An 18,420-nucleotide genomic window follows, 5' to 3' on the forward strand; every position below is an offset into this window, starting at 1 on the left:
CGCTGCGTCTTTGGCCAAAGCTCCCCCGCTACCGCGAGTCACACCCCAAACTGGCCGGTACGTCAGGAAGGACGGCCCGCGAGAAGGGGTGCACGATGGTCCAGGACATCCAGGGCGACCCGCCCTCGGACGCTCGCCTGACCGAGCTCCTGCGCACCCCCACCGCCACCGCCTACCCCGCCCTCCAGGAACTCCGCGCCCGCCACCACCCCGCGGTCCTCGGCTACGCCCGCCTCTGCACGGCCGGCGACGCGGCGGCCCGCCGGCTCACCGCGCAGACCTTCACCACCGCCGCCCGCGACATCGCGCGCGGCGCCGAGCCGGTCGTACCGCTCCGCCACCACCTGCTCCTGCTCACCGCCCGGCTGGCGGCCGGCTGGTCCGGCAACGAACACTCCGCCGCCCTGGACCCCACCCTCCTGCTGGTCCTGAACTCCTCCGGTGCCCCCGGCGGCCCGACCCCGTCGCTGCTCCCGGCGTTCCAGTCCCTGCCGTCCCGCACCCAGGGCCTGATCTGGTACGGCGTGCTGGACCAGGAGCCCGCCGAGCGCACCGCCAGGTACCTCGGCCTGACCCCCGAGGACGTCCGGTACGACACCCCGCCCGCCCTCCAGTCCCTGGCCCAGGCCTGTCTGCGCACCCGCCTGGCCGCCTCGGACGACCCGCGCTGCGCGGACTTCCGCCGCCTGATCGAGGAGTCGGTCCGCCCGGAGAGCCCCCGCCACAGCCCCGACCTGCACGCGCACATGGCCCACTGCCCGCACTGCACGGCCGCGTTCGAGGACCTCACCGCGCTCCGGGACACCCCGCGCGAGACCCTCGCGGATGGCCTGCTGCCGTGGGCCGGAACGGCGTACGCACGTCACGAAACCCCGCCGCCGCCACTCGCCGACCCCGACCCGCCCCGGCAGCGCCGCCTGCCGTCCCGGCGCCTGCTCCTGACCTCCACGGCGCTGGGCGTGGCCCTCGTACCGCTGCTGCTGGTCCTCCTGGCCCACCGGGACACGCACACCCCGGACCCCGCCGCGGCCACCCCACCACCGCCGAGCCCTCAGGTGACCGTGACGGCGACGGCGACCGTCTCCCCGACGCCGTCCGGTGGCTCCCCCACGCCCAGTGCCAGTGCCAGTGCTATGTCACATACCCCGACCCCGACCCCCACTCCGACCCCCTCCCCCAGCCCCACCCCCAAACCCCCGGGAACGTCCTACGCCCAGGTCGTGAACCTCGCCACCGCCCGTTGCCTGGACGTCCGCGACGGCGACTTCGACAACGGCACCGACGTCGTCACGGCCCCCTGTTCCGGCTCCTCCACCCAACGCTGGCGGGTCGACCCGGACCGTGGCGTCCTGCAGTCCGCCGCGGACCCCGACTTCTGCCTGGACAGCCGGGGTTCGGTCGACAAGGGCGTCGGTATCTGGAGCTGCGCCTCGGTGGACGGCGACCACGGCGACAACCTCCGCTTCACCGTGACCCCCGACGGCGAGATCCGCCCGGAGATCGCCCTCGAAACGGCCCTCACCCCGACCGGCGACGACCAGCTCTCCCTGTCCCCGGTGAACGACGGCACGGGCCAGCGCTGGCGGGCGGGGGCGGGCTGATTCAGCCGACGACCCGGACGCCCTTCCGCCACACCCCGCTGACCAGCGGCACCCCCGGCCGGTACGCCAGGTGGACATGGCTCGGGGCGTCCAGCAGGAGCAGGTCGGCGTAGGCGCCCGGGGTCAGGCGGCCGATGTCCGTCCTGCGGAGGGCCGCCGCGCCGCCTGCCGTGGCCGACCAGACCGCCTCGTCGGGGGTCATGCGCATGTCCCGCACGGCCAGGGCGATGCAGAAGGGGACCGAGGAGGTGAAGGACGAGCCGGGGTTGCAGTCGGTGGAGAGGGCGACCGTCGCGCCGGCGTCGAGGAGGCGGCGGGCGTCGGGCCATTCGGCGCGGGTGGAGAACTCGGCGCCGGGCAGGAGGGTGGCGACGGTCCGGCTGTTGGCGAGGGCGTCGACGTCCTCGGGCGTCAGGTGGGTGCAGTGGTCGGCGCTGGCCGCGTCGAGTTCCACGGCGAGCTGGACGCCGGGGCCGTAGGAGAGCTGGTTGGCGTGGATGCGCGGGGTCAGGCCCTTGGCCTTGCCCGCGGTGAGGATCGTCCGGGCCTGGTCGCCGTCGAAGGCGCCCTTCTCGCAGAAGACGTCGATCCAGCGGGCGTACGGGGCGCAGGCGTCGAGCATCTCGCCGGTGACGAGGGCGACGTAGGCGGCCGGGTCGTCGGCGTGGTCCGGGGAGACGATGTGGGCGCCGAGGTAGGTGACCTCGTCGGTGTGGGCGGCGGCGATGCGCAGGGCCCGCGCCTCGTCGGCGACCGTCAGGCCGTAGCCGGACTTCGTCTCGAAGGTGGTGGTGCCCTGGCGGAGGGCCTCGGCCAGGTAGTGCGTGAGGTTCCGCTCCAGTTCCTCGTCCGTGGCGGCGCGGGTGGCCGCGACGGTCGTCCGGATGCCGCCCGCCGTGTAGGAGCGGCCGGACATGCGGGCGTTGAACTCCTGGGTGCGGTCGCCCGCGAAGACCAGGTGGGAGTGGGAGTCCACGAAGCCCGGCAGCACCGCCCGGCCGCCCGCGTCGACCCGATTGTCAGTGGCGGGTGCTTTGCTGGATTCACCGGTCCACGCGATGCGGTCGTCCTCGATGACGACGGCCGCGTCCTGGATCAGACCGAGAGGGGAGTTGTCACCGAGGGAGGGGTCGTTGGTGACCAGCGTGGCGATGTTGGTGATGGCGGTGCTGCTGCTCATGATGGCCTCGTCGGAGTCCTTGTGGGGGCTGGTCGTCAGGTGCGGAGGGCTTCGACGGCCCGTGCGAGGGCCTGTGGCACATCGGGTACGAGGGTGTGCGCGCCGTCCCGTACGACGTGCCGGCCCCCGACGACCGTGTGCCGTACGTCCGCCGCGGTCGCCGCGAATACGGCCGTCTCGGCGCCGAGTCGCGGTACCGGCCCCGCTGTTCTGACGGAGTCGAGCGCGATCGTCGTCAGGTCGGCGAGCATGCCGGTCTCGATGGCGCCCGCGTTGTCCCAGCCGAGGGCGGCGTGCCCGTCGGCGGAGGCGGCGCGCAGCAGGGCGGCGGCCGTCCAGTGGCCCCGGGTGCGGCTGCGCAGCCGCTCGTTCAGCTCCATCGCGCGCGCCTCTTCGAGCAGGTCGATGACGGCGTGGCTGTCGGAGCCGAGGGAGAGCGGGGAGCCCGCGCGCTGCAGGGCGACGGCCGGTCCGATGCCGTCGGCCAGGTCGCGCTCGGTGGTCGGGCACATGCAGGTGCCGGTGCCGGAGCCGCCGAGCAGCGCGATGTCCTCGTCGGTCAGGTGGGTGTTGTGGACGCCCGTGGTGCGCGGGCCGAGGACACCGTGGTCCGCGAGCAGCCGGGTGGGGGTGCGGCCGTGGGCGGCCAGGCAGGCGTCGTTCTCCGCCGTCTGCTCGGACAGGTGCACATGGAGCGGGGCCCGCCGCTCCTCGGCCCAGCCGGCCACGGTCGCCAACTGCCCGGCGGGTACGGCCCGTACGGAGTGGATCGCCGCCCCGATCCGTGCGTGATCCCGTTCCTTGAGAACTGAACAGCGTTCGGCCCAGGCCTCCGCGCTGCCGTCGGAGAAGCGCAGCTGGTGGGTGTTGGGCGGCTCGCCACGGTGCTCGCTCAGGATGCCGGAGGAGAGGTAGGCGGTGTCGAGGAGGGTGATCCGGATCCCGGCGTCGGCGGCCGCCGCGATCAGCGCCTCGCCCATGGCGTTGGGGTCGGCGTACGGGGTGCCGCCGGGGGCGTGGTGGAGGTAGTGGAACTCGCCGACGCAGGAGACGCCCGCCAGCGCCATCTCGGCGTACACCGCGCGGGCGAGCGCGTGGTAGGTCTCCGGGGTCAGCTCGTCGGCGAAGGTGTACATCAGCTCGCGCCAGGTCCAGAAGGTCCCGGAGCCGACCTGGACGGTGCCGCGCAGGGCGCGGTGGAAGGCGTGCGAGTGGGCGTTGGCCAGGCCGGGGAGGGTGAGGCCGCGCAGCACCTCGGCACCCGGCGGCGGCGCGGGCACCTCGGTCCGCACCGCCGTGATCCGGCCGCCGGCCACCTCCACGGCGACGCCCGGCTCGACGTGCGTGTCCAGCCAGGCATGCTCCAACCAGTACGTCGTCCGTGTCGTCACTCGCAGGCCAGCCCTTCCAGTACGTCGGCGAGCGCGCTCACCCCGGCCACGCAGTCGTCCTCGGCCGCGAACTCGGCCGGGGAGTGCGAGACGCCGGTGGGGTTGCGCACGAACAGCATGGCGGTCGGGATGCTCCCGGAGAGGATCCCGGCGTCGTGTCCGGCACCGGTACCCAGGACGGGCACGGTGAGACCGGTGTCCCGGCCGAGGATGCGCCCCAGTTCGTTCCGCAGGGCGTGGTCGAACTCGACGACCGGCGTGAACGACTCGCGGACCACGTCCAGGTCGATGCCGTGCGCCTCCGCGTACTCCCGGGCCGCCTTCTCGATGCCGCCGACGACGGTGTCGAGGGTGGCCTGGTCGGCGGCGCGGGAGTCGAGCCAGCCGCGGACCAGGGAGGGGATGGCGTTGACGCCGTTCGGCTCGACGGCGATCTTGCCGAAGGTCGCGACGGCACCGGCGAGTGCGGCCTCGCGGCGGGCGGCGAGCACGGTCTCGGCGTACGACAGCATGGGGTCGCGCCGGTCCGCCAGCCGCGTCGTGCCCGCGTGGTTGGCCTCGCCGCGGAAGTCGAACCGCCAGCGTCCGTGCGGCCAGATGGCACTGGCGATGCCGACCCGGTCGCCGGACAGGTCCAGCGCCCGGCCCTGTTCGACGTGCAGCTCGACGAAGGCACCGATGCGCGCGAGCCGCTCGGGGTCGGGCCCGATGGCGTCGGGGTCGTAGCCGGCGGCCGCCATGGCCTGCGGCAGCGTGACGCCGTCCCCGTCGGTGAGCCCGTGGGCCTGCTCGACGGTCAGGTGCCCCGCGGTCAGCCGGGACCCGACACAGGCGAGCCCGAACCGGGCGCCCTCCTCGTCACCGAAGTTGACGATGGCGAGGGGCCGGGTGAACTCGGCTCCCCTCCCCCGGAGTTCATCGAGGGCGGCGAAGGAGGACACGACGCCGAGGGGGCCGTCGAAGGCGCCGCCGTCCGGCACGGAGTCCAGATGCGACCCGGTGACGACGGCGTCCCCGGCCGCCGGATCCCCGAGCCAGGCCCACTGGTTCCCGTTCCGGTCGACCTCGTACGTCAGCCCGCGCGCCTCGGCCTGCTCCTGGAACCAGGCCCGGCACTCGCCATCGGCCCCGGTCCAGGCGTAGCGCCGGTAACCGCGGGAGTCGGGGTGCCGGCCGACGGGGAGCAGGTCACGCCACATGGAGTGGAAGGAGGCCGCGCTGCCGGCCGGCGTGGCACCAGGCTGCGAGCCCTCGCCCCGTACAGGCCGTACAGGATGTGGGCAGTCGTTCCACAGGGCGGAACGGGTGGGCACAGCCGCACCCGCACCCGCACCCGCACCCGCACCCGCACCCGGCGACGAGAGCTCGGCCCCCACCGAAGAGTCCCCGCCCTTCGTCACGCGGACTCACCTTCACGCATCGGCACCCGAACCCCGCGCTCCTCGGCGACCGACTCCGCGATGTCGTACCCGGCGTCCACGTGCCGGATGACGCCCATACCGGGGTCGTTCGTCAGCACCCGGCGGATCTTCTCACCGGCGAGCTTCGTACCGTCGGCGACGGTCACCTGCCCGGCGTGGATCGACCGCCCCATGCCGACCCCGCCGCCGTGGTGGATGGAGACCCAGGACGCACCCGACGCCACGTTGACCATCGCGTTCAGCAGCGGCCAGTCGGCGATCGCGTCGGAGCCGTCGAGCATGGCCTCGGTCTCGCGGTAGGGGGAGGCCACGGAACCGCAGTCGAGGTGGTCGCGGCCGATCGCCAGCGGCGCGGCCAGCTCGCCGCTCGCGACCATGTCGTTGAACCGCTCGCCGGCCTTGTCCCGCTCGCCGTAGCCGAGCCAGCAGATGCGCGCGGGCAGGCCCTGGAAGTGGACCCGCTCACCGGCCAGCTTGATCCAGCGGTGCAGGGACTCGTTCTCCGGGAAGAGGTCGAGGATCGCCTTGTCGGTCTTGGCGATGTCGGAGGCCTCGCCGGACAGGGCCGCCCAGCGGAAGGGGCCCTTGCCCTCGGAGAAGAGCGGGCGGATGTAGGCGGGGACGAAGCCGGGGAAGGCGAACGCCCGCTCGTAGCCGGCCAGCTGCGCCTCGCCGCGGATCGAGTTGCCGTAGTCGAAGACCTCGGCGCCGGCGTCCATGAAGCCGACCATGGCCTCGACGTGCTTGGCCATCGACTCCCGGGCGCGGGTCGTGAACCCGGCCGGGTCCTTGGCCGCCGCGTCCGCCATGTCCTCGAAGGCCACGCCGACCGGCAGGTAGGCCAGCGGGTCGTGCGCCGAGGTCTGGTCGGTGACGATGTCGATGGGCGCGTCCATGGCGAGCAGCTGCGGCACCAGGTCGGCCGCGTTGCCGAGGACGCCGATGGAGAGCGGGCGGCGGGCGTCGCGGGCCTCGGTGGCCAGCTGGAGCGCGTGGTCGAGGGAGTCGGCCTTCACGTCGAGGTAGCGGTGCTCGATGCGGCGCTCGATGGCGCGCGGGTCGCAGTCGATGCAGATCGCGACGCCGTCGTTCATGGTGACGGCGAGGGGCTGGGCGCCGCCCATGCCGCCGAGGCCGGCGGTGAGGGTGATGGTCCCGGCGAGGGTGCCGTTGAACTTCTTGGCGGCGACGGCCGCGAAGGTCTCGTAGGTGCCCTGGAGGATGCCCTGGGTGCCGATGTAGATCCAGGAGCCGGCGGTCATCTGGCCGTACATGGTGAGGCCGAGGGCCTCCAGACGGCGGAACTCCTCCCAGTTGGCCCAGTCGCCGACCAGGTTGGAGTTGGCAATGAGGACGCGCGGCGCCCACTCGTGGGTCTGCATCACGCCGACCGGGCGGCCGGACTGGACCAGCATGGTCTCGTCCTGCTTGAGGGTGCGCAGGGTGCGGACCATGGCGTCGAAGGAGCGCCAGTCGCGGGCGGCCTTGCCGGTGCCGCCGTAGACGACGAGCTTGTCGGGGTGCTCGGCGACCTCGGGGTCCAGGTTGTTCTGCAGCATCCGCAGGGCGGCTTCCTGCTGCCATCCCAGGGCGCTCAGTTCCGTACCGCGCGGTGCTCGTACGGGGCGGGGTCCTGACATGGTCTGCCTCCTAGCGGATCAGGGATCAACGGCCAGTGTGGTGTTCCTGCGGTTATTCACATCCTGGCTCGCTGAATAGAACTAGTCAATACGTCCGGTCCGCCAGCACGGTCGCGTTCCGGATGTTTCGCTGGACTTATGGGCCTCAAGGGTGCGGACGCTGACATGTCGGGGGACGTCATGGACGGGTACGACGGGCACGACGGGTACAGGGACGGACACGGGGACGACGGTGAGCGGGTCGGGCGGCGGGACGACGCCGTGCGGGCGGCGGTGGAGCAGGGACTGCTGGGGCCGGACGCGCCGATCGTAGGCCTGCTGGACGTGACGGGCATCCGCGCGTCGGCCGCGGAGCTGCACCGGGCGTTCGAGGCGGTCGCGGCGCCCGGCACCGCGGTCCTGCACGCCTTCGCGGTGAAGGCGAACCCGCTGGTCCCGGTGGTTCGGCTGCTGGCCGAGGCCGGCCTGGGCGCCGAGGTGGCGAGCGCGGGCGAGCTGGCGCTGGCGCGGGCGGCCGGGACCCCGGCGGAGCGGATCGTGTTCGACGCGCCCGCGAAGACGGAGCCGGAGCTGCGCGAGGCGCTGGCGCTGGGCGTCGCCGTGAACGCGGACAACCCGCAGGAGCTCCGGCGCCTCGACGCCCTCGTGAACACGGCCGGCACCACCTCCCCACCGCTCGGGATCCGGGTGAACCCGCAGATCGGGGCCGGGACGATCGGGGCCACCTCCACCGCGACCGCGACCTCGAAATTCGGGGTGGGACTGCGGGACGAGGGAGCCCGGGAGTGGGTCGTCCAGGCGTTCACGGAGCGGCCGTGGCTGACGCGGCTGCACGCGCACACCGGGTCGCAGGGGATCTCGCTGTCGCTGCTGGCACGGGGCGTGGCGGAGACGTACGCGCTGGCCGAGGAGATCAACACGCGGGTCGGGCGGCAGCAGGTCGACACCCTCGACATCGGGGGCGGGCTTTCGGTCAACTTCGCCTCCGAGGCGACGGAGCCGACCTTCGCGCAGTACGCGCGGCTGCTGGCGGAGGCGGTGCCGGGGCTGTTCGACGGGCGGTACGGACTGGTGACGGAGTTCGGGCGGTCGCTGCTGGCCCGGCACGGCACGGTGGTGGCCCGGGTGGAGTACGCGAAGAGCTCCGGCGGGCGGCGGATCGCGGTGACGCACGCGGGGGTGCAGGTGGCACCGCGGACGGTGTACGTGCCGGGGGCGTGGCCGCTCCGGATCGCCGCGTACGACGCGAAGGGGCGGCCCAAGGAGGGGGCGCCGGTGGTGCAGGACGTGGCGGGGCCGGCCTGTTTCGCGGGCGATCTGCTCGCCGAGGGGCGCGCGCTGCCGCCGCTGGAGCAGGGGGACCTCGCGGCGGCACTGGACACCGGGGCGTACTACTTCGGCAGTCACTACTCCTACAACTCCCTTGCCCGGCCGGGGGTTTACGGCTTCGCTCCGGACGGCGACGGGGGCGTGGCGTTCGCCGTCGTACGGGAACCGCAGACGGTCGCCGAGGTCGTGGCCGAATCCGGAGGGGCGCACGCCGACGCGCTCACCACCCTGCGCGCAACCGGGAGCCGTTGAGACACCTCGGAAAGCAGGGATCAACTGGTGTGAAAAGCAGCCCAGTTGACCAACACTAGCCTGCCGGACGCATGTTCCACTGGAAAATGCCAAACGACTCACTCCTCCCGCACACGTTGCGTAGTGTCTGCGTCACTCAACCGGAGGCCCACGCGGCGGGAGGGGAGCCACGGTGCCCGGAATCGACGAGTGCTTACTGGAAGCGATGCGGCTGCCCGGTGCCCGGGGCGCCGCGTTGGTCGACTGGACCAGCGGGCTGGCCCTGGGCACGGTCGGGGAGGCGCCCGGCGGTGACCACGAGACCACTGCCGCGGAGGCCGCCGAGCTGGCCCGGCTGGCCGCCGAGCACGGGGCGTTCAGCACGGCGGACGACACCGAGGTGAGCCCTCCGGTGGAGGACCTGATCGTCAGCAACCGGGACAGCTACCACCTGCTGCGGTTCGTGGTCACGTCCTTCGACGCCACCGTGTTCCTGCATCTGTGGCTGACCCGCGAGGACGGCAATCTCGCCCTCGCCCGGATCCGGCTCGGCGAGATGGCCGAGCGGCTGGTGCTGGGATGACCGTGGTCGAGACACCCCCGCCGCTGCCGGTCCGGGACCGGACGGCCCTGCACGAGAGAGCGTCCGGCGCGCTCTCACCCATGCTGATACGCCTCGCCGAGGAGCGGGCCACCGGGGTCCTGGTCCGCGAGCACGGCACCCTGCACCTGGCCGAGGGCCGCGTGGTGCACGCCGAGAGCCCGCTCGCCCCCGGCCTCGACGTGCTCCTCACGGCCCGCGGCACGCTCGACGCGGCGGCCTGGCCCTGGACCGACGACATACCCGCCGCCGTCCACCGGCTGCTCGCCGCCGGCCTGCTGCCGAGGGGCGCCCTGGAGGTGTGCCGGCTCGCCGCCCTGTACGACGCCGGGTACTTCGCCCTGGCGCCCAGCAGCACCCCGGGCCGGTTCCGCTACGGCACCACGGCCGCCGCCGGCCCGCTGCGCGCGCTTCCCGTCACCGCCCTGGAGCGCGAGACCCTGCGACGCCGCGAGCTGCTGCACCGCATGTGGCCCGACCCGTCGGCGGACGGCGCCCCGCTGATCCGCGCCGACCCCGTCGCACCACCGCCGGTCACGCCCAGGCAGCGGGCGGTCCTGGACCGGGTGGACGGTGTCCGCACGGCCCCGCAGATCGCCCGGGAGCTGGGCCGGCCGGCCTTCCACACGCTGGTGGACGTACGGCGGCTGGCGGCGGCCGGACTCCTCGCCCCGAGGAACACCGCGCCCGTCCCGCCTCCGCTTCCCCCGGTCACCGACCCCGACATCGCGCTGCTGAAGAGGCTCAGGGATGCGCTGGAGGCCCTTTGAACGGCACCGCCCCGCCGAGAGGAGACAGCTGATGGCGGCAGAACCCGGCAGCTCCGACAGAGAGGCCGTCCTCGACGAACTGCGCCGGTTACGCACCCGGATGCCCCAGCTCACCGGCGCCCTCGCGGCCGGTGTCGACGGCCTGGTCGTCGCCCACGACTGCCCGGGCGTCGACCCGGAGGGCCTCGCCGCGCTCACCGCGGCCGAGCTCGGCGTCGCCGTGCGGGTCTCCGACGCCACCGGCAAGGGCGAGCTCAGGGAGCTGCTGGTGCGCGGCGAGGACGGGTACGTCGCCACCTATGCCGCCGGCCGCAGCGCCGTGCTCACCCTGCTCGCCGAGGACCGGGTGAACGTCGGCCGGCTCCACCTGGAGGGCCGCCGGGCCGCCGCCCGGATCGGCGAGGTGGTCGACGCCGCCGAGGCCGCCGCCAAGGCCCTGCGGCCCGCCCGCACCGCAGCCACACGGACCAGAACCACGCGCACGGCACGCACCAGTACCAACACCGACGCGCGCACTGCAACCGACAGTTGAAAGGAACCAGAGAGTCATGGCCAACACCGAAACCGCGCTGAAAGAGTGCCTCGCCTCCATCGAGGGAGCCACCGGCGTGGCGCTCGTCGACTACACCAGCGGGATGGCGCTGGGCACGATGGGCGGCAGCAAGTCCTTCGACCTGAACGTGGCCGCCGCCGGCAACACCGACGTGATCCGCGCCAAGATGCGCACCATGGAGCACCTCGGCCTCAAGGGCGAGATCGAGGACATCCTGATCACGCTCTCCAACCAGTACCACCTGATCCGGCTGCTCAAGGGCCGGGGCGGCAACGGCCTCTTCCTCTACCTGGTGCTCGACCAGAACCGCGCCAACCTGGCGATGGCCCGGCACCAGCTGAAGAAGATCGAGGAGGACCTGGAGGTCTGACCGGACCTCACACCAGCGCCGCGGTGCGGCGGCGGGCCCCGCCCGGGGCCGCGTCGCCCGCCGCGATGCCGGTACCGCGGTACGCCTTGACGGTCTTGCCGGCCGGGCGGCCGCCGCGCTGGTCGAGCCAGTCGACGCGCAGCCACACCAGCTGTTCGCCGGCCTTCTCCCGGCGGCCCAGCCAGGCCGCCTTCAGGCGCAGCCCGGTGCCGGTCCCGGCGAGCAGCATGCCGCCCGCCGCGGGCACCACGAAGGCCGAGCCGAGGGCGACGGCGACGGCCAGCAGCAGCCACCAGCGGTGCCCCCGGCGCCAGTTCCGCACGGTCACCGCCCGGTCCTGGAGCACGTCGTGCTTGCCGGCCCGGGCGGCCCCGTGCACCAGGGCGGTGTACCGCTTGCGGCGGGTGAGCGCCACAACGGCGGCGCCGACGATGAACAGCGCGGCCCCGGCCATGACGCCGATACGGCGTCCGGTGAACCCCGGCGGCAGCACCCCGACGCCCGCCGCGAACACCCCGGCCCACCACAGCGGCGCGGCCCCGGCCCGTACGACCACGGCCACCCGGGCCAGGCCCTGCCCGCCTCGTACCCCTCGTCCCGCACGCGCCATGTCCGCAGCCTCCTCGCCGGTGTCGGTCCAGTCCGTATGGCGGGACGCTAACCAGCGAACGTGAGACGAGCCTTAAAGGAACAGCCCGAAAACGAGGATCCTCCTGTAAGAGGATTCACAGACGGGCCGTCACTCCACGAACAGCCCCCGCGCCGCCGCCCGGGTGTCGAACTCCTCCAGGCGGGCCTGCGCGTCCGGCAGGTCGTCGCACATCGCCTCCAGGAGCACCCGGCCGAGCAGCATCGGCGCGCACGCGGTGTCGAAGGCGAGCCCGGTGCCGACGGCGGCTGGCAGCAGCAGGTCGGAGACCTTGGCGACGGGCGCGAAGGCGGAGTCGGCGACGGTCACGACGGTCAGCCCGGCCTCCTTGGCATAGCCCAGGGTGTCCACGACCTCGCGCGGATGCCGGGGCAGCGCGAAGCACAGCAGCGCCGAGGCACCGGCGAGGACGGCCGCGTCGATGCGGTCGTGGATCATCGTGCCGCCCTCGTTGAGGAGCCGTACATCCGGATGCACCTTGGCGGCGAAGTAGGCGAAGCCGTACGCCTGCGAGGCGGCGGCGCGCAGTCCGAGGACCGGGAGCGGCCGGGAGGCGGCCAACAGCCGGCCCGCCTGCTGCACCGGACGCGGGTCGGCGAGCACCTCGGCGAGGTGCCGGAGGTTCTCGATCTCGGCCTCGACGGCCTGCTGGTACTCGTTGTACGACCCGGACCCGGCCGCCTGCTCGGGCGGCACGACCTCGCGCAGGTGCTTGCGCAGCGCCGGGTAGCCGTCGAAGCCGAGGGCGACCGCGAAGCGGGTGACGGAGGGCTGGCTGACCCCGGCCAGTTCGGCCAGCTCCACGCTGGACAGGAAGGGCACGTCGGCGGCGCGCCGCACCATGCTGTGCGCGATGCGCCGCTGGGTCGGCGTGAGCCGGTGCCCCTCGAAGAGCGCCTGCAAGCGAGTCGCAGGGCTGTCGGTCACGTTCATGACGTGCTCCCCCTCCAGATGTCCGTGAACCGGTCGAGCAGCCCGGCCGCCGCGGTGACGTCGCCCGTGAGCGGCCGGTCGGCCGGGTCCGCCTCCAGCGCCGCCTCGGCGAGCTCCAGCGCCCGCCCCGCCCCCAGCCCGGGGTCGGGACGCAGCTCGCGCTGGCGCAGCGCCCGTACGGCGGCGACGAGTTCGCAGCCGACCACCAGACGGTACGCACGGCAGGCGCGCAGCGTTTGACGGGCGGCGAGCGAGGCGAAACTGGCCTGCTCCTCGACGCCTCGGGAGAGTACAGCGTGCCCGAGGGAGGCGGGCGCGGAGAAGGCGCGCAGGTCGCCGAGGGCGGCGCCGGCGGCGTACTCCAGGATCATCACGCCGGAGGAGGCGGGCTCCTGGTCGGCGAGGAAGGGGCGCAGGCGGGTGAAGGCGGGCTCGTTGAGGGAGGAGAGGCGGGACGTGGACAGGCGCGCGACCTGGGTGACGGCGAGCCGGAAGTGGTCCAGGGCGAGGGCGAGTTGGGCCTGGTAGAAGCCGCCGTGGTGGTAGGCGGCCAGGTCTTCGGGTGAGATGAGGGGGTTCTCGGCGGCCGCGTTGATCTCGACGGCGAGCACCTGCTCCAGGGCGTCGGCCGCGTCATGGGCCGGGCCGTGGATCTGGGGCAGGCAGCGGAAGCCGTACGGGTCCTGGATCCGGCCGAGCGGCGGGGTCGGCCGGTCGGCGGCGCCGATCAGCTCCCGCATCCGGCGGGCGACCTCGACGCTGCCGCGGTGCGGGCGGGCCGCGTGCACGGGCGCAGCGAACGCCTCGTGGGAGCCGTCGACGGCGAGCAGTGACAGGGCCGCCACCACCTGGGTGGCCTCGATCAGCCCGCGCAACTCGTGCAGGGCGAGCGCCGACTGGCCGAGAGTGAGGGCGTTGCTGCTGATCAGGGCGAGGGCGTCGTTGTTGTCGAGGGGCTGCGGCTCGGGCGCCCCGGAGCCCCGCCAGGGGTGCTCCCCGACCAGCGCGAGGCCGACCTGGGCGAGCGCCGCGATGTCCCCGGTGCCGACCGAGCCGAACTCGTTGACGACCGGATAGGCGCCCGCCTCCAGCGCCTCGCAGAGGGCCGTCACGACGGTCGGCCTGAGGCCCGCGCCGCCGGCCAGCAGCTGGTTGGCCCGCACCGCGAGCATCGCGCGGACCTGCCGGGCGGGCAGTTCGTCACCGATCGCCCCGGCATGGCTGCGCAGCAGCCGCAGTCCGTGTCCGGCGGCGGCCTCGGTGGGCACGTCCTCGTTCCGGTTGGCGCCGACGCCGGTGGATCGGCCGTAGACGCGGCCGGTCGCGGCGATCTGCCGGGCCGCGTTCCAGGACTCCTCCGCACGGCGCATCGCCTCGGTGCCCGGGACCGGGCGGGCGCTGCCGTCGGCGAGACGTACGACGTCCTCGACACCCATGCCGATGCCGTCGAGGACCACCAGGCCGGAATGCGCTATTCCGGGAGCGTCCACAATACGAGACGACATTACGCCCAAACTCCCCTCGATCCGGACACCCGATCTTGCGTTGCGGTCATCCGTTACCTCGGATTAACGCGAGACCGTTGACAACCTATTCACCTACCGAGAACTCTGCATGACGTTATACAGCCGGGCAAGGGACATCTCATGATCCAGTTCGATGCGGTCCACAAGCGCTTCCCCAACGGCACGACAGCAGTCCACGATCTCTCCCTGGAGATGCCGGAGGGCGGGGTCACCGTCCTGGTCGGCTCCTCCGGATGCGGCAAGACCACCACCCTGCGGATGATCAACCGGATGGTCGAGCCGACCTCCGGCACGATCAAGGTGAACGGCAAGGACGTCACCGAGCAGGACGCCGCGGAGCTGCGCCGGTCCATCGGGTACGTCATCCAGCAGGCCGGCCTCTTCCCGCACCGCACGGTGCTGGACAACGTCGCCACCGTCCCGCTGCTGCTCGGCTGGAACCGGAAGAAGGCCCGCGCCCGCGCCGCCGAACTCCTGGAGACCGTCGGCCTCGCCGCCGACTCCGGCAAGCGCTACCCGCACCAGCTCTCCGGCGGCCAGCAGCAGCGCGTCGGCGTGGCCCGCGCGCTGGCCGCCGACCCGCCGGTGCTGCTGATGGACGAGCCGTTCGGCGCCGTCGACCCGGTGGTCCGCACCCAGCTCCAGGACGAACTGCTCCGGCTCCAGAAGGAGTTGAACAAGACCATCGTCTTCGTCACCCACGACGTCGACGAGGCCGTACGGCTCGGCGACCGGATCGCGATCTTCCGCACCGGCGGCCATCTGGTCCAGTGCGCCCCGCCCGAGGAACTTCTGGCCCGTCCGGCCGACGACTTCGTGGCCGACTTCCTCGGCGCCGAGCGCGGCCTGAAGCTGCTCTCCCTGAAGACCCTCGCCGACGTCCCGCAGGGCCCGGCACCCAAGGACGGCACCTGGACCCTCGTCCTGGACCCGGCGGGCAAGCCCCTGCACTGGACCGCGAAGGACGCCGAACTCCCCGTACGGCCGCTGACGGACGACGACTCCCTGCTCTCCGCGCTCAACGAGTCGATCGCCTCCCCGACCGGGCTCGTCGCCCGCGTCGACGCGGAAGGCAGGCTCACCGGCGTCTCCTCCCGCGACGACATCCACGTGCACGCCGGTCAGGCGCACAGCGCGGCCCGGGTGGTGGCGGCATGACCGTCGACTGGTCGTGGATCGGCGACCACACCGACGACCTCACCAGCCTCACCCTCTCCCACCTCCAGGCCGCGATGACCGCCGTCTTCTTCGGCCTGGTGATCTCGCTGCCGCTCGCGGTGGTCGCCCACCGGGTCCGCCCGCTGCGCGGCTTCCTGCTCGGCCTCTCCAACGTGCTCTTCACGATCCCCTCGATCGCGATCTTCGTACTGCTGCTCCCGGTCAGCGGCCTGACCCGGACCACGACCGTCATCGGCCTGACCGTCTACACCCTGGTCGTGCTGTTGCGGAACACGGTCGAGGGCCTGGACTCGGTCCCCGCGAAGACCAAGGAGGCGGCGAAGGCGATGGGCACCCGCCCGCTGCGCACCCTCCTCACCGTCGAGCTCCCGCTGGCCCTCCCCGTGATCATGGCGGGCGTCCGGATCGCCACGGTCATGTCCATCTCTCTGGTGAGCGTCGCCACCTACATCGGCGACGGCGGCCTCGGCCAGCTCTTCACCGACGGCTTCCAGCGCGACTTCCCGACCCCGGTGATCGTGGGCGTGGTCCTCACGATCCTGCTCGCGGTGGTCGCGGACGCGCTGCTGGTGGCCCTCCAGTACGTACTGACCCCGTGGCGGCGGAGGCGAGCCTGACATGTTCGAACTCTTCAAGAACCTCGGCACCTGGCTGACCAGCGGCTCCCAGTGGGCCGGGCAGGACGGCATCGCCCACCGGCTCGCCGAGCACCTCCAGTACTCGCTCCTCGCGACCCTCATCGCGGCCGCGATCGGCCTCCCGCTCGGCCTGCTGATCGGCCACACCGGCAAGGGCGCGTTCCTCGCCATCAACCTGGCGTCCTTCGGCCGCGCCCTCCCGACCGTCGGCCTGGTGGTACTGGTCTTCCTCGCGGGCGGCCTGTCCATGCTGCCGGTGTACGTGGCGCTGGTCGCCCTCGCCGTCCCCGCGATCGTCACCAACACCTACGCCGGCATGACCGCCGTCGACCCGGACGTGAAGGACGCGGCCCGCGGCCAGGGCATGCGCGGCCACCAGGTCCTCTTCCAGGTCGAGCTGCCGCTCGCCCTCCCCCTGATCATGACGGGCCTGCGCCTCGCGCTCATCCAGGTGGTGGCCACCGCGACCATCGCCGCGTACGTCTCCTTCGGCGGCCTCGGCCGCTACGTCTTCGACGGACTCGCCCAGCGCGACCTCGTCCAGGTACTCGGCGGCGCGGTGCTGGTCGCGCTCGTCGCCGTCGTCCTCGACCTGCTCCTGAGCACCCTCCAGCGCTTCCTCTTCCGCCACCGCACTGCCTAGGGAACTCGCATGAACCGTCGTACCCTCCTCGGTGGCCTGCTCGCCGCCGGCTCCGTCCCCGCCCTCGCCGCCTGCTCCAGCGGTATCACCTCCCTGAACGAGAGCAGCGGCTCGACCGCCGGCGGCGGCTCCAGCAAGGGCGGCATCACCATCGGCACCGCCAACTTCACCGAGAACCAGGTGCTCGGCTACCTCTACGCGGCCGTACTGGAGAAGGCCGGCGTGAAGGTGAAGGTCCGCCCGAACCTCGGCACCCGGGAGATCGTGATCCCGGCGCTCAAGGCCGGCGACATCGACCTGCTGCCCGAGTACCAGGGCGCCCTGCTCAACTACCTCGCCCCGAAGGACGCCTCCGCCGAGCCGGGCACCATGCAGAACGCGCTCACCCTCGCGCTGCCCGCCGGCCTCCAGGTGCTGCCGTACGGGCAGGCCGCCGACTCCGACTGCTTCGTCGTCACCCGGGCCACCGCCCAGAAGTACGGCCTGACCTCCCTCGCCGACCTGGCCAGGCAGAACGGCAAGTTGGTCATCGGGGCCGCGCCCGAGGTGAAGAAGCGCCGGGTGGGCGCGGTCGGGCTGCAGGAGGTGTACGGCGTCGAGTTCAAGGAGTTCAAGTCACTGGACTCGGACGGGCCGCTGGTCAAGGGCGCGCTGAAGAAGGGCGACGTGGACGTGGCGAACCTGTTCACCACCGACACCGACATCGCCACCAACGGCTGGGTGGTGCTGGCCGACCCGAAGAACCTGATCCCCAGCCAGCACATCGTCCCGCTGATCGCCGACCGCAAGGCCGACGACACGGTCCGCAAGGCCCTCGCCCGACTCGGCAACGTCCTCACCACCGAGCAGCTCACCCAGCTCAACAGCCAGGTCGACAACGACAAGAAGGACCCGGAGGACGTGGCGGCCGCCTACGCGAAGCAGCACGGGCTGGCCTGACCGCCCGTTACTGATCACCGGCCACCGCCCACCGGCTCGGTATCGCGCGGGCGATGATCCGGCCAAGAGCCATTAAACCGATACCGAACGTAACGTTTCCGCCGCGTACAGTGATGAGCACTATCAGCGCCAGCACCTGAGGAAGCGTCATGGCCTCGAACCCCAGGGCCCTTCCGACGGCCACCGCCGTCGGCGCACCCGCCGTCGCCCTCGCACCGGCGGCCGTCGTCCCCGCCTCGGCGAGCGCGGCCCTCGACGAGCTGCTCCAGGGCAACCGGCGGTACGCCACCGGCCGCACCCGCCGGAGCCGGGCCGCCGCACCGCACCCGTGCGCGGTGGTGCTCGGCTGCGTGGACTCCGGCGCCGCCCCGGAACTGGTCTTCGACCAGGGCCTCGGCGACCTGCTGACCATGAGGACGGCCGGGCAGGTGCTGGACGAGGCGGTGCTCGGTTCCCTCCAGTACGGCGTGCAGGAACTGCGCGTCCCGCTGGTCGTGGTCCTCGGTCACGAGGGCTGCGAGGCCGTCGCCGCCACCCTCGCCCGGCTGCGCACCGGCGCGCCCGTCCCCGGTCACCTGGAACTCCTCGTCGACGAGATCGCACCGGCCGCCCGCCGCACCAGGGCGCTGCCCGGCGACTGGGCCGAGCACACCATGCGGGCCCAGACGGTGTGGGCGCGGGACGCGATCCGGGCGGACTCCGGGTTCGCGGGGGCGTCGGTGGTGGCGGCCCGGTTCGACGCCGGCAGCGGGCTGGTGTCACTGCTGCCCTGAGGGCGGTCCCCCCGCCGGATCCGGGGGATTTCCCCAGTGCGACGGGCTCTTCC

The 18,420-nt window shown here is 72.9% G+C and carries 18 protein-coding genes; 11 read left to right on the plus strand and 7 right to left on the minus strand.

All coding sequences use genetic code 11. The features are described from left to right. Positions 1 to 95 precede the first annotated feature (95 nt). Positions 96 to 1,601 (plus strand): RICIN domain-containing protein, encoded by a 1,506-nt coding sequence (locus ABT137_RS40470; protein ID WP_351716850.1) that lies wholly within the window; start codon positions 96 to 98, stop codon positions 1,599 to 1,601. Position 1,602: 1 nt separating this feature from the next. Here ABT137_RS40470 and hutI read toward each other — a convergent pair whose 3' ends face one another. From hutI to hutU, 4 genes are all read right to left on the minus strand, one after another. Next, a complete protein-coding gene (gene hutI, locus ABT137_RS40475) occupies positions 1,603 to 2,781 on the minus strand; it encodes an imidazolonepropionase (protein WP_351716852.1) in 1,179 nt (392 codons plus the stop codon). Between the two features lie 35 nt (positions 2,782 to 2,816). Further along, complete coding sequence (locus ABT137_RS40480) at positions 2,817 to 4,178, minus strand: formimidoylglutamate deiminase (RefSeq protein WP_351716907.1); 1,362 nt, start codon at positions 4,176 to 4,178, stop codon at positions 2,817 to 2,819. Beyond that, positions 4,169 to 5,371 carry an allantoate amidohydrolase gene (locus tag ABT137_RS40485; protein WP_351716909.1) on the minus strand — a complete coding sequence of 401 codons (1,203 nt, stop codon included), beginning with the start codon at positions 5,369 to 5,371 and terminating at the stop codon, positions 4,169 to 4,171. Before ABT137_RS40485 ends, ABT137_RS40480 begins: the two co-directional genes overlap by 10 nt. 197 nt (positions 5,372 to 5,568) lie before the next feature. Further along, complete coding sequence (gene hutU, locus ABT137_RS40490; RefSeq protein ID WP_351716854.1) at positions 5,569 to 7,233, minus strand: urocanate hydratase; 1,665 nt, start codon at positions 7,231 to 7,233, stop codon at positions 5,569 to 5,571. Between the two features lie 180 nt (positions 7,234 to 7,413). Between hutU and ABT137_RS40495 the strand changes: the two genes are divergently transcribed. From ABT137_RS40495 to ABT137_RS40515, 5 genes are all read left to right on the plus strand, one after another. Beyond that, entirely contained in the window at positions 7,414 to 8,814 is a 1,401-nt protein-coding gene (locus ABT137_RS40495) for a type III PLP-dependent enzyme domain-containing protein (protein ID WP_351716911.1), read from the plus strand. Between the two features lie 172 nt (positions 8,815 to 8,986). Further along, positions 8,987 to 9,376, plus strand: a complete 390-nt coding sequence (locus tag ABT137_RS40500; protein ID WP_351716856.1) for a hypothetical protein — start codon at positions 8,987 to 8,989, stop codon at positions 9,374 to 9,376. Then, positions 9,373 to 10,164 carry a transcriptional regulator gene (locus tag ABT137_RS40505; protein ID WP_351716858.1) on the plus strand — a complete coding sequence of 264 codons (792 nt, stop codon included), beginning with the start codon at positions 9,373 to 9,375 and terminating at the stop codon, positions 10,162 to 10,164. The genes ABT137_RS40500 and ABT137_RS40505 overlap by 4 nt, the downstream gene beginning before the upstream one ends. A gap of 31 nt (positions 10,165 to 10,195) precedes the next feature. Continuing rightward, the gene (locus tag ABT137_RS40510) at positions 10,196 to 10,696 is read left to right on the plus strand and encodes a roadblock/LC7 domain-containing protein (protein WP_351716860.1); all 501 of its coding nucleotides are present in this window, start codon (positions 10,196 to 10,198) and stop codon (positions 10,694 to 10,696) included. 16 nt (positions 10,697 to 10,712) lie between these two features. Next, positions 10,713 to 11,087 (plus strand): roadblock/LC7 domain-containing protein, encoded by a 375-nt coding sequence (locus ABT137_RS40515; RefSeq protein WP_351716862.1) that lies wholly within the window; start codon positions 10,713 to 10,715, stop codon positions 11,085 to 11,087. 7 nt (positions 11,088 to 11,094) lie between these two features. Here the strand turns inward: ABT137_RS40515 and ABT137_RS40520 are convergent, their stop codons facing one another. From ABT137_RS40520 to ABT137_RS40530, 3 genes are all read right to left on the minus strand, one after another. Further along, positions 11,095 to 11,697 carry a hypothetical protein gene (locus ABT137_RS40520; protein WP_351716864.1) on the minus strand — a complete coding sequence of 201 codons (603 nt, stop codon included), beginning with the start codon at positions 11,695 to 11,697 and terminating at the stop codon, positions 11,095 to 11,097. Between the two features lie 129 nt (positions 11,698 to 11,826). Beyond that, positions 11,827 to 12,669 (minus strand): MurR/RpiR family transcriptional regulator, encoded by an 843-nt coding sequence (locus ABT137_RS40525; RefSeq protein ID WP_351716865.1) that lies wholly within the window; start codon positions 12,667 to 12,669, stop codon positions 11,827 to 11,829. Beyond that, positions 12,666 to 14,174, minus strand: coding sequence for an aromatic amino acid ammonia-lyase (locus tag ABT137_RS40530; RefSeq protein WP_351716867.1), 1,509 nt, complete (start codon positions 14,172 to 14,174; stop codon positions 12,666 to 12,668). Before ABT137_RS40530 ends, ABT137_RS40525 begins: the two co-directional genes overlap by 4 nt. 141 nt (positions 14,175 to 14,315) lie before the next feature. Between ABT137_RS40530 and ABT137_RS40535 the strand changes: the two genes are divergently transcribed. The 5 genes from ABT137_RS40535 to ABT137_RS40555 all read left to right on the plus strand — a co-directional run bounded on the left by ABT137_RS40535 (position 14,316) and on the right by ABT137_RS40555 (position 18,367). After that, complete coding sequence (locus ABT137_RS40535; RefSeq protein ID WP_351716869.1) at positions 14,316 to 15,353, plus strand: ABC transporter ATP-binding protein; 1,038 nt, start codon at positions 14,316 to 14,318, stop codon at positions 15,351 to 15,353. Further along, the gene (locus ABT137_RS40540; protein WP_351716871.1) at positions 15,350 to 15,991 is read left to right on the plus strand and encodes an ABC transporter permease; all 642 of its coding nucleotides are present in this window, start codon (positions 15,350 to 15,352) and stop codon (positions 15,989 to 15,991) included. The genes ABT137_RS40535 and ABT137_RS40540 overlap by 4 nt, the downstream gene beginning before the upstream one ends. A 1-nt stretch (position 15,992) precedes the next feature. Continuing rightward, positions 15,993 to 16,655: an ABC transporter permease gene (locus tag ABT137_RS40545; protein ID WP_351716873.1), complete on the plus strand. Its 663-nt coding sequence runs from the start codon at positions 15,993 to 15,995 to the stop codon at positions 16,653 to 16,655. A 9-nt stretch (positions 16,656 to 16,664) separates the two neighbouring features. Further along, positions 16,665 to 17,594, plus strand: coding sequence for an ABC transporter substrate-binding protein (locus ABT137_RS40550; RefSeq protein WP_351716874.1), 930 nt, complete (start codon positions 16,665 to 16,667; stop codon positions 17,592 to 17,594). Positions 17,595 to 17,743: 149 nt separating this feature from the next. Further along, complete coding sequence (locus tag ABT137_RS40555; protein ID WP_351716876.1) at positions 17,744 to 18,367, plus strand: carbonic anhydrase; 624 nt, start codon at positions 17,744 to 17,746, stop codon at positions 18,365 to 18,367. Positions 18,368 to 18,420 lie beyond the last annotated feature (53 nt).

It is taken from the genome of Streptomyces sp. NPDC001980 (assembly GCF_040296885.1).
Lineage (GTDB): Bacteria > Actinomycetota > Actinomycetes > Streptomycetales > Streptomycetaceae > Streptomyces.